General features: G+C 33.9%; 9 protein-coding genes. 5 read left to right on the top strand and 4 right to left on the bottom strand.

The features are described from left to right. Window positions 1–101: 101 nt before the first annotated feature. From era to BXU10_RS11885, 5 genes are all read left to right on the top strand, one after another. A complete protein-coding gene (gene era / locus BXU10_RS11865; RefSeq protein WP_078227495.1) occupies window positions 102–983 on the top strand; it encodes a GTPase Era in 882 nt (293 codons plus the stop codon). Between the two features lie 27 nt (window positions 984–1010). After that, entirely contained in the window at window positions 1011–2012 is a 1002-nt protein-coding gene (locus BXU10_RS11870) for a hypothetical protein (protein ID WP_078227496.1), read from the top strand. Window positions 2013–2027: 15 nt separating this feature from the next. Next, window positions 2028–2621: a CHAP domain-containing protein gene (locus BXU10_RS11875; protein WP_078227497.1), complete on the top strand. Its 594-nt coding sequence runs from the start codon at window positions 2028–2030 to the stop codon at window positions 2619–2621. A 296-nt stretch (window positions 2622–2917) separates the two neighbouring features. Further along, entirely contained in the window at window positions 2918–4228 is a 1311-nt protein-coding gene (gene der / locus BXU10_RS11880; protein WP_078227498.1) for a ribosome biogenesis GTPase Der, read from the top strand. A gap of 158 nt (window positions 4229–4386) precedes the next feature. After that, window positions 4387–7179: an outer membrane beta-barrel protein gene (locus BXU10_RS11885; RefSeq protein WP_078227499.1), complete on the top strand. Its 2793-nt coding sequence runs from the start codon at window positions 4387–4389 to the stop codon at window positions 7177–7179. Window positions 7180–7311: 132 nt separating this feature from the next. Here BXU10_RS11885 and BXU10_RS11890 read toward each other — a convergent pair whose 3' ends face one another. The 4 genes from BXU10_RS11890 to BXU10_RS11905 all read right to left on the bottom strand — a co-directional run bounded on the left by BXU10_RS11890 (window position 7312) and on the right by BXU10_RS11905 (window position 12377). Then, window positions 7312–8055, bottom strand: a complete 744-nt coding sequence (locus tag BXU10_RS11890) for a DUF2490 domain-containing protein (RefSeq protein ID WP_078227500.1) — start codon at window positions 8053–8055, stop codon at window positions 7312–7314. A 165-nt stretch (window positions 8056–8220) separates the two neighbouring features. Then, complete coding sequence (locus BXU10_RS11895; RefSeq protein WP_078227501.1) at window positions 8221–10785, bottom strand: TonB-dependent receptor; 2565 nt, start codon at window positions 10783–10785, stop codon at window positions 8221–8223. Between the two features lie 244 nt (window positions 10786–11029). Continuing rightward, a complete protein-coding gene (locus tag BXU10_RS11900) occupies window positions 11030–11443 on the bottom strand; it encodes an Rrf2 family transcriptional regulator (protein WP_078227502.1) in 414 nt (137 codons plus the stop codon). A 109-nt stretch (window positions 11444–11552) separates the two neighbouring features. Continuing rightward, the gene (locus BXU10_RS11905) at window positions 11553–12377 is read right to left on the bottom strand and encodes a YgcG family protein (RefSeq protein ID WP_078227503.1); all 825 of its coding nucleotides are present in this window, start codon (window positions 12375–12377) and stop codon (window positions 11553–11555) included. Window positions 12378–12380: the final 3 nt, after the last annotated feature.

The following is a 12380-nucleotide window of genomic DNA, read 5'->3' on the forward strand; positions in this document are numbered from 1 at the left end:
TATACGCCGTTTTTTGAGAAATCCAACGAAAACTTTAAAAAATGTTTTATTTTCTGTATTGAGTTGATATGACTACCTTTGCACCTTAAAATAATACACAAATGTCACATAAAGCAGGATTCGTAAACATCATCGGAAATCCAAATGTTGGTAAATCAACCTTGATGAATGCCTTCGTTGGAGAACGATTATCAATCATAACATCAAAAGCACAAACTACACGTCATAGAATTTTAGGAATTGTAAACGGAGAAGACTTTCAGTTGGTTTTGTCTGATACACCCGGAATCATTAAGCCAGCTTATGAAATGCAGGAATCAATGATGAATTTCGTGAAGTCGGCTTTTGAAGATGCTGATATTTTAATCTATATGGTCGAAATTGGTGAGCAGGATCTAAAAGATGAAGCTTTCTTTAATAAAATTATCCACGCTAAAATTCCGGTTTTATTATTATTGAATAAAATTGACAACTCAAATCAGGAACAATTAGAAACTCAGGTTGCTTTTTGGAAAGAAAAAGTACCAAATGCAGAGATTTTTCCAATTTCGGCTTTGCAGAATTTTAATGTTCCGGAAGTTTTCGGAAGAATAATAGAATTACTACCGGAATCTCCAGCTTATTACCCAAAAGATCAATTGACAGATAAACCGGAACGTTTTTTCGTAAATGAAACCATTCGTGAAAAAATCCTGCTGAATTACAGTAAGGAGATTCCGTACGCAGTTGAAATCGTAACCGAAGAATTTTTTGAAGACGAAAAAATCATTAGAATTCGCTCTATTATTATGGTAGAACGTGAAACTCAAAAAGGAATTATTATTGGACATAAAGGAGCTGCTCTTAAAAAAGTAGGAACCGATGCCCGAGCTGATTTAGAGAAATTCTTTGGAAAACAAATACATATTGAATTGGTAGTGAAAGTAAACAAAAACTGGAGAAGCAATGCCAATATGCTGAAACGATTTGGGTATAATCAATAATTTTCCAAAACATCAAAATAGTAATTTATGCAGGTTTCGACGAAGTATTCAATACCAATATGCTGTGGGCTTATATTGATTTTGGGTATAAATTACTTTTTCAGTTCAAAAGAAAAAACGGTTTCAGCTAAACCTGTTATCAAAAAAACAGAGTTGATTGAAAAAAAGGAAGCAGTTGCTTTTGATACAAAGGATTGTTCTGATGAGGAAGTGAAATTGTTTTTAAGCGAATTCATACAACAATTCAGTACTAATAAAGCTGCCAATATCAATAAGTTCATAGATAAAACTAATGGATTGGCAATATTTGTTAGAGATGGATATTATCCTATTTTAAGCTTTTCTGATGGAATTGATGATTGGATTGAATGTTTCGATTTTAGAATCTATGATAATGTAGAATTTGGAAAATTCCCTAAATATCTGGGAGATGGAGAGTTTGAAAAGACAGGCTTTTATTATGTGAAATATCAAAATAAATTCAGTCTTGATGATTTTGACGATACGTATAGTAATCGGTCAGATGAAGAGAAAAAGCCATTTCGACAGCTTGAAAAATTATGCAATTACAGAGCCGATGTAATGTCTTTAGATAAAAGCAGGGTCCTGACATTATATTTTAGTATTTATAAAAATAATAAATATTTGGTGGGTATTACTCAGGATTCTGTAGATGACGTGTTATATATAGATCAGGAAAATGAGTTTGTACCAATAGATACAGAAGAGCAAGTTGAAACGTTTTTATCAAATAATAGAAGATTTTGTGACGTAGCGAACAAAGCATATGTAGACTTTGATAAAAAAGAAATTACATACTGGGATTTTGGTGATCATCCTTACCCGTTTAGTAATTATAAAATAGGTCCTGTAAATGTTATTTCAGCAAAAATCAAAATTAGGGATATTAAATTTTTTAATTTAGGTGAAGAAGATGAGGGATTTACTTTAAAATTATCAAATAAAGGTGTTTTTAGTTCATACAGAATGGGGGCAAGACCGCAATATATTTATGCTAAGTGTAATTAAATTATTAAAGGATTAATGAAAATTAAAAAAATTACGCTTCTGATTATTTCAGTTTTAGTTTTAACATATGCGGGAATAAAAGTTGTAAAGAAAATAAACTTAAACTCTGATTATAAAATAGGACAGTCACTCGATAGTTTAAATGGCGTAAAAGTTTATTATAATGGAGGAGTAGATAATGTTCTGGAAAGAAATGTTACAAAAGACAATTACAATTTAGGCTTAAAATATCAATGTGTCGAATTCGTAAAGCGATATTATTACGAACATTACAATCATAAAATGCCAGATGCGTACGGTCACGCAAAAGATTTTTTTGATTCAAAAATAAAGGATGGCGATTTAAACCCAAACAGAGGTTTGATTCAATATGCAAATCCAGGTAAAGCAAAGTCTGAAATTGGAGATTTGGTAATTTTTTCAGGATCGCTTTTAAACAGATTCGGGCATGTTGCGATAATTTCTAAAGTTTCTGAAAATGAAATAGAGATTATTCAGCAAAATCCAGGGCCATTTGGCAGTTCCAGAGAAGTTTTTGGTGTAAAAAATCAGGAAGGAAAATATAAAATCGAAAGTAGCAGATTGCTGGGCTGGTTGAGAAAAAAATAAAGTTTTAAAGAAAAACATTCTATTAAACCGGAATGCCCTAGCCCTGATAGCAGTGGAAATCCTTTTGTGGAGCTTTTTAGCAGAACAAAAGATTGGAACGAATAGCAGGAATAGCTCCTAAAATAATATAAAAATCTTAGGTACTTAGTCCCAATAGCTATCGGGATAGCAATTAGCAACTTTTTTTAACTACCTTTGCAAAAAATTTAAATAAGGTATTTTGGATTTATAATTTACTGAGATTTAGTTAAAAACAAAATCTGAAATTGTGAGTCTGGAATCTAAAATTCAAAAAAATGAATAACATTGTTGCGATAGTAGGAAGACCTAACGTAGGGAAATCGACCCTGTTTAATAGGCTGATACAAAGAAGAGAAGCTATTGTAGATTCAGTATCTGGGGTTACCCGTGATAGAAACTATGGTAAAAGCGAGTGGAACGGAAAAGAGTTTTCTGTCATTGATACCGGAGGATACGTTCGCGGAAGTGATGACGTATTTGAAGGCGAAATCCGTAAACAAGTTGAACTTGCTATCGACGAAGCCGATGTTATTATTTTTGTGGTAGATGTTGAAGAGGGTATTACTCCAATGGATGATGTTGTTGCGCGATTATTGCGTAAAGTCACTAAGCCTGTTTTATTGGCTGTGAATAAGGTTGATAACGCCATGCGTGAAAAAGATGCTGTGGAATTTTATAACCTTGGTTTAGGTGAATATTTTACGTTTGCGAGTATTTCAGGAAGTGGAACGGGAGATTTATTAGATGCTTTGATCGAATCTTTTCCGGTAAAACCGGAGCCAGTTCAGGAAGAAGTTGTTTTGCCTCGTTTTGCTGTAGTGGGACGCCCAAATGCAGGTAAATCAAGTTTTATCAATGCATTAATTGGTCAGGATCGTTTTATGGTAACCGATATTGCAGGAACTACACGTGATGCAATTGATACCAAATTTGACCGTTTTGGTTTTGAATTCAATCTTGTTGATACTGCGGGAATCCGTCGTAAAGCAAAAGTGAAAGAAGATTTAGAATTTTATTCTGTAATGCGTTCTGTTAGAGCAATTGAGCATGCAGATATTTGTATATTGGTTATCGATGCAACCCGCGGATTTGAAGGTCAGGATCAGAGTATTTTCTGGCTGGCAGAGAAAAACCGTAAAGGGGTTGTTATTTTGGTAAACAAATGGGATTTGGTAGAAAAAGATACCATGTCTACACGTGATTACGAAGAGAAAATCAAAAAAGAATTAATGCCTTTTACTGATGTGCCAATTTTGTTCGTTTCGGCTTTGACAAAACAACGTTTATTGAAAGCATTGGAAGCTACGGTTCAGGTTTTTGAAAACAGAAAACAAAGAATTCCAACGTCTAAATTCAATGAATATATGTTGAAAGTGATTGAAGCATATCCGCCGCCGGCAACTAAAGGAAAGTATGTCAAAATTAAATATTGTATGCAATTGCCAACCTTAACACCTCAATTTGTGTTTTTTGCCAATATGCCACAATACGTTAAAGAACCGTATAAGCGTTATTTAGAAAATAAGATTAGAGAAAATTGGGATTTCGCAGGAGTTCCGATTGATATTTACATCAGAGAAAAGTAAAACACAATATCCCCACAAGTTGGGGATTTTTTTATGTCTTTTTTTATTTGATTAATAAATTGTTAGAACGAAATGGTTTTCTATTTGAAATAAACGTAAAATTCACAATTAAACCTTTCGTTTTTTCTTTAGTCTTATTGTTCTAACTAACCTTTTTTATGTCCAGATTATATTACTTTTTACTGTTTTTTATTTTTGTTTATTCGGCTAACGCTCAAAACGACATAGTTCTCAAAGGAACTGTTGTTGATATTAATACACAATTGCCGGTTGAACTGGCTACAGTTTATTTTACGACAATCAAAGATTCTACTGTTATTGACTATACTACAACAGATAAAAATGGTTTTTTTAGGTTAAATACAAAAAAACTTGATCAGTCTGTTTTTCTTAAAATAAATTATTTAGGATATCAAACGTATACAGAAGAGCAAAAAGGACTTTTAGAAAGTAAGGATTTTGGCAAATTATATTTGCTCGAAAATGTAAATGCTTTGAATGAAGTGATTGTTAAAAGTGAAGCCCCGCCGATCCGAATGAAGCAGGATACTTTAGAATACAATGCCGCCTCATATAAAGTTCGGCCTGATGCAAACGTAGAAACTTTATTAAAACAATTACCGGGCTTTGATATTGATGAAGCAGGTAAAATGACCGTCAACGGAAGAGAAGTCAATCAGTTGTTGGTCAACGGGAAACCTTTTTTTGACAGGGATGGAGCCATCGCGCTGAAAAATTTGCCTGCTGAAATTATACAAAAAGTTCAGGTTTCTGATTTTAAAACCAAAAAAGAAGAACTATCCAAACAAGAATCTACATCGGACTATTCCAGTATCAACCTGACTATCGATGAAAAGAAAAACAAAGGCTACTTTGGAAAAATCCTGGGAGGATATGGTTCTGATGATCGTTATGAAAGCAGCCTGATCATGAATTTCTTCAATAATAAACAGAAGATCAGTATTCTGGGATCTTCTAATAATATCAATTCGACCGGTTTTGCGCAGGATGAAGTATTTGATAATATGGGAGGAGGAAGAAACAGTCAGGGAAGTGGTAATACTGGAGGAAAAGGAATCACACATTCTAATTTGTTAGGAGTTAACTATTCTGATGACTGGAGTAAATATTTAAGCGCAACAGGTAGTTACAATTTTGATAATAAAATTAATAAAAACGAAAGTACAGTTAATGAAATCAGTATTTTGCCTTCCGGTAATAATTATACAACATCGAGTTCGAAAACCAGAAATGAGAGTACGGGAAATAAAGCAAATTTTGAATTAGAATATAAAATTAATCCAACAACGCGTCTTGTTATTACGCCTAATGTAAGTCAGACACGTTCTAATGGGAGTTCAAATTCCAGGAATGAGACTACAGATGAAAATGGAAGAATTTTAAATACAAGTACATCAGATCCATATAGAGAAAATATGTCAACCAATTTCTCAAATACAATCAATTTTAATAAGGCTTTTGAAAAAAAAGCCAGAAACGTCAGCCTTGTTTTTACTAATAATAATTCAGGGACGGATTCTGATGGGATAGTAGATTCTAAAACTTTTTTGTATAAGCAGGATGGTGTAGAAGAAGATAGGAGATTACAAAAAACAAAAGGTCGAAATATCTCAGATTCCTATTCTCTGGATCTTGAATATACAGAACCTATTACAGATTCTTTGCGAATAAGATTCGGTACCGATTTTGATTGGCAAAACACATCAAACGATTTAAAAACTTTTGATAATGATTTGTCTCCGGGAACTTTGGTTGATTCAGTAAGTAATTACATAAGTTCGAAACGAAATATGATAAGTCCAAAAGTAGGACTTACTTTGAAAAAAAATAAATTTACTTTCAACCTGAATACTAGAACGGCTATTGTTGATTTTGATAACCATTCGTTATATGAGAACAAGGCAACAGACTTAGAAAAAAGATATGCTCTGTCTTTTGGAAATATGCAGTTGCGATATAAATTCAGCAGGTCTAAGTTTTTTACTTTTAAATATGATTATTCAAACGCACTTCCATCGGCAAGTCAATTGATGCCTGTGGAGGATTTAAATAATTCATTAAATACTGTTACCGGAAATCCAAATTTGGATCCGATTGAGAAAAATAGTGTAAATTTTGATTTTAAGAATTTTGATTTCCGTACGCGTTCCGGATATAGTTTATTTATAAGGGGTGATTATTTCAATAATGATGTTGTATCAATTTCTGATTTTGATGACGAGACAGGAAAAAGAACTACAACTTATATCAATATTTCAGGAACTTATAGTGCCACGGCCGGTGGAAATTGGAGTCAATCCATAAAAAAAGACGCCCATACGCTGCGATATGGTGTAGGCTTAAACGGTAAATATTCTTTTGATAAAGGGTTTACAAATAAGACTTTTTATAATGCTAAATCAGCTGTAATTTCTCCAAAAGTTTATTTAACTTACGAATACGGTGAGTTGCTTACTATTTCACCATCTTACGGATTTTCATACAATCAGACGAATTATGAAAACACTTCTGCAAATTCAACTTCAAATGTCGTGCACAGAGCCGGTTTACAAACCACAACATACTGGCCGGCAAATTTAATTTTTGGAAATGATTTTGGATATACCTATAATTCGAATCTTTCTGATAATTTCAAAAAAGATTTTTACCTGTGGAATACAAGTTTGTCATACGGATTTTTGAATAAAACATTATATGCTAAAATCAAAGTTTATGATGTTTTAAATCAAAATCAAAGCGCTGGCAGAACCATTTCGGCAACTTCAGTACGCGATGAAGAAAGCACCGTTTTAAAGCGTTATGCGATGTTTTCCATAGCTTATAAAATTGGAAATTTTGCAGCAGAAAAAGGATCAAAAAGAAGAGGAGGTGAACGAGGACAAGGTGGTGGCGATAGGGGTGACCGAGGTGGAAGAGAAAGAGAGGATTAAGTTTTTTAAATTCTGAGATTAGATTTTTTAAGGTTGAAGATAGAGCCAAAAGATATTATTAAACAGACTCAAGTTTAGCTTGAGTTTGTTGTTTAGCGGCTGTTTCAAATTAATTTATAAAATTGAATTCTTTTATGATTTTATTTTTCTATCGATTTTATGATAAAGAGTAAAACGAATAATGTCACGATCATAAAAATCTACACCGCTTGCTCTTCTTTGAAAGCTTTTTAAATAACCTAATTCCAAACCAATATTCGGGTTAAAATGATAGCGCAAAGCACCGTAAATTCTGTTTTGGTCAAAGGTGTTTTTTTTATTGTCTTTTCCGTGATTCAATAAAATTTCATCAGAAATAGTTCCTTTTAAGCTTCTTTTTTCTTTTTCCCAAAGTGTAAAAGTTGATTGTAAACGATATCTGAATCGAAAGGAGAAAGAAAAATCGTTTAATAATTCTGTTTTACCCGCTTTTTGTATAAATCGTTCTTCAAGCTGAAAACGGTTATGAAAAGTAATCTTTGCAATATCGTTGATAAGAGTGATATCCTGTTGACCCCGATATTCTGGAATTGTAAAATCAGGATCGGTTTGAGGAGTTTGGGTATTTACACTAAAATAGGCAAATCCCCCTCCTAAATCAATAGTTTTCGTAGTGCGATATCTTCCCTGAATTCTCAAGACCCATAAATTTTCGTGAACAGGATTTACAAAGCTGCGATTATCAAATTCAGAATGTAGTGACCATTTTTCAGTTATTGGCAAAATAGTGTAGTATCGAACCCAGGTTAAAGTTTGTTGTTCGATATTTTTTTTGCTCTGAGCTAAAGAAAATTGACCTAAAAAAGCCAAAAAAAGAAAGAATCTGAAAAACTTCATCAATGTTGTATAAATTCAAGCCGCGAATATATACAAATGAGAGATGATTTTAGCAGAATAAAAATTGTTTTAAATTGTATTTTGTGATTTCAATCTTGGTAAAAAAAAACGAGATGCACTTATGAAAATGCATCTCGTTTAGCAAAACTAACTTTATTTTTATTATTATAGCGAATATTTTAGAGTAATACCATAGGTTCTTTGGTCTCCTAACACGGCAGCATAGTGTCCGGCATTTCCACCTGCTGGCAATAATTGCTCGTAATAATCCTTGTTTAGAATATTGCGTCCCCAGAAGTTAATAGATAAACCATCTGTCGCACGGAAACCTAAACGGGCATTAAAAATAGCATAACCAGGAACGATTAAATATTTTGAAGCTGAAGGGCTTGATGAGAATTCTGATCTGGCATAGCTATCAAGAGCTATGAAAAATTTCCCTGCATTTCCGAAGAATCTTGCATTTTTAGTATATTCACCTCCTAAGCTTCCAGCCCATTTTGAAACACCTGGTAAATCAGATCCGGAAACATCTTTATAGTTTACAGCTTTTCCGTCAATAACAAGACCAGTATCTTCTAATGGTAGTGGTGCATTTGTAAATTTAACATATTGACCTTCAGTATAAGTTCCGGCAGCGTTAATGCTAAAGTGGCTGTTAATTACAAAACTGGCATCTAATTCGGCACCTCTTACACGTACTTTATCAGCATTAGCAAGGTATCCACGATTTACTCCTAACTCTGCAGCCTGAACGTTTGTTTGAAAATCTTTAATTTCCGTATTAAATAATGTCAGGTTCAATATAGAATTTCTAAACGGGGAAGTTTTTACACCTAGTTCATAATGATTTACATCCTCAGGCTTAATTACTGCAAGATCAGCAAGTGTTTTATCTGCTGGAGGAGTTGGAAGTCCTGCAACATTTACACCAACCGGTTTGTAGCTTTTTGCGTAAGTAGCATAAGCATTGATTTTATCGCTAAATTTATATATTAAAGTTAAATTTCCTGAAAAATCGGTATCGTCTGTACTTGAATCGAAAGCCTGATCTGTATATACTAATTTTTTCAGGGCAATTAATGCAGGGTCGGTTGTCTGAAGACCTCCGTATGTGGTACGCTTATAGTTTGCTTCTTTTTTATCAAAGTTATATCGTACACCAGGTAATACATGCAGGCGATCTGTTATTGCCCAGTCTAACTGTCCAAATACTGCCGCACTCGATGCTCTGATTCTTGCATCAGTTTTAATTCCATAACCTTCAAAAAGACCTGGGGTTTTCCATAAATTACTTGTTGTGCTTTGAGAAAATCTCCATTGTGCACTCCCTGATTCTTCTGTACCGTTTGTTTGTGATGTCTGATCAATAAAGAATACACCAGCTACACCGCTAATCTTAGATGTTAACTGACCCGCATATCGAACTTCCTGTGTAATTTGGGTTTGTCTCGTTGGGTTTTGTGATTTTGCCAAAACCTGTAAGCCTGTAAAATCCCTGTCATTTGATGGATCCCAGTTCCAGAAACGCCATGCGGTTGTCGAAGTCAAAGTTCCGCCACCAATTTTGGTATCAACGTTAAAAGATATACCTCCCATATCTTGTCCGGATCTCCAAGGGGTATCCTGGTCAATTTTACGGTCAAATGCGTTTCTGCTTGGTAATTGATAATTTAAGTCTGTTATAATAGCATCAAACTGACGGTAAGCAGCTCTTTTGGTTGGTGCAACGCCTGCAATTACTTGTGCATATCCGTCAGGACGTTGTGTAGTGATATCTGCAGCTAATATAATATTGGTATTTTCTGACGGAGTATAAAGTAACTGCCCTCTAATTCCCTGATTGTTTAGGGTGTTTGTAGCTCTTCCTGTTGCAGTATTGTCAATCAGACCATCGCGTTGTGTACCTGAAAAAGAAAGGCGTCCTGCAATTTTTTTGCTTAAAGCACCTGTAACAGAAGCTTTAGCCTGAAGGAAGGCATAGTTCCCGTAACTTACTTCTAAATCAGCACCTGATGTGAAACTTGGTTTACGAGTTGCAATGTTAAAAGCTCCTGAAGTAGTGTTTTTACCAAAAAGTGATCCTTGTGGTCCACGCAAAACTTCAATTCGTTCTACATCTACAAAATCTAAAGTTGTAGCTGCCGGACGGGCATAATAAACACCGTCAACATAGAAACCAACACCAGGATCAATACCATCGTTAGTAAGGCCATAAGGAGAACCCAGACCACGAATATTTATTCCGGTATTTCTTGGGTTTGATGAATATAATTGTACAGATGGAACCAATTCTTTTATACGATTTACGTTAAAAGCTCCAGCTTGCTCAGCTTGTTTTCCAGTTACTACTGATACTGCAATTGGAATATCCTGAACTTTTTCTATTCGTCGTCTTGATGACACTACAACTTCAATAAGTTCGTTTTCTTCTTTTAAGGCAATTTGTAAAAGTGGGGCTGGTAAAGTGGTTATTTCAATTTCGGTAGTTTTATATCCAACATATTGTACCAGTATAGTTAAAGGTAGTTTTTTGCTTTTTGTGTCCAGGCTAAAATGTCCGCTGGAATCAGTTATAGTGCTTATTGTAGTCCCTTTTACCACAACATTGGCTGCTTCTAAAGGTGCTTTTTGTGAATCTGTAATGGTACCTTCAATATTTTGTGCGAATGAAACCGAGAAGGCTAAAATAGATAGTATTGTAAATATATTTTTTATAGAATTTTTCATTTTATATTATGTATATGTGATTAGTAGAATTTAAATTAAATTTTTTTTACCAGCACATACACATCATAGAAGAATTGTTTTTCACTGCAGTGAAATTTTTAGTATTACTTTTTTGCAAAAGATTTGAGACATAAGACTTACTTAATTTTACTTTCATCGGTTTAAAATTTGTAAATGATTTGTTAATTATTTTTTGCAAATATATATAAAATCTATCAGTTTAGTAGGGTTTTAAAATATTTTTTTATTTTTTTATTAGTGAAGCGATTGTAATGTTCTGCATAGCCTTTAAAGTTTCATCACGAATGATCATTAAACCATGGCGCAGGCTGCATTCTTCCTCGGTTTTACAATCTGAACAAGGCTCGTAAAAATTCAAAGAAGCACATGGTAAAAGTGCAATGGCGCCATCAAATAAACGATGAATTTCAGCTAAAGTAATGTCGTTTTTAGATTTTATCAGATAATATCCGCCAAATTTTCCCTGCTTACTGCTCACAAAACGTCCTCGTTTCAGATCTAATAAAATCTGCTCTAAAAACTTTTTAGGAATATTGCCGCCATCAGCAATCTCTATTGTTTTAGAAATGTGATTTTCGTCTTGTTCTGCTAAATAAAGTAGGGCTTTAAGGGCGTATTTTGCTTTATGTGATAACATCTATGATTGGTTATAAATTAAAATTGTAAATAATTATGAATGGCAAATTTAAGCTAAATCAGCATAAAATTAAACTGAAACCAAAACTTGAACCGATATTTGAAAAAAATTACCAGCCTCCGCTTGAACCTCCACCAGAGAATCCGCCTCCGCCAAATCCACCGCCGAAACCTACGCCACCTCCGGATGATCCACCGCCAAAGCCTCCAAATCCGCCTCCACTGCTTCTGCCAAGACTACTTAGAAGAATGACATCCATCAGGCTAGGTCCTCCGCCACTATTATTCCCTGAATTTCCTCCACCGCCTCTTTTATTTCGTGCAAGTAAAATTAATACAATTACCACAATTATGATAAAAGGCAATACAGGAAAATCTTTTCCTTTACTTTGTTTGCGTTCACCCTTAAATTTTCCTTTAAAAACATCAATTATAGCATCAGTACCTTTGTCAAGACCGTTATAAAAACTGCCTGCTTTAAATTCAGGGATAATTATATTTCGAATTATAGTTCCGCCAATACCTGCTGTTAAACGATCTTCCAGACCATATCCGGGATTGATAGCGATTTTCTTTTCGTTTTTTGCTAATAAAATAATAACACCATTATCGTCTTGCTTAGTTCCTCCTATTCCCCATGTTTGTCCCCATTTAGTAGCCAGCTGACTTACATCTTCTCCTTTTAAACTTTCAATCGTAATAACTACTATTTGTGTTGTAGTAGAATCTGAATAACGAATTAGTTTTTCTTCTAACTGTGTTTTTTCAGAAGCACTTAAAATGTTGGCATAATCATAAACAGAGGTTTGAAGACTTGGCTTTTCAGGAATGGTAAACTGAGCAAAAATCCCTGTAGAAGTAAAAAATGCAATTGACAATAGGATAAACTGAAAAACTCCGTTGGAATTTAATATTTTGTTTTTGGAAAATTTCATTGT

Source organism: Flavobacterium sp. LM4, from assembly GCF_002017935.1.
GTDB lineage: Bacteria > Bacteroidota > Bacteroidia > Flavobacteriales > Flavobacteriaceae > Flavobacterium > Flavobacterium chungangense.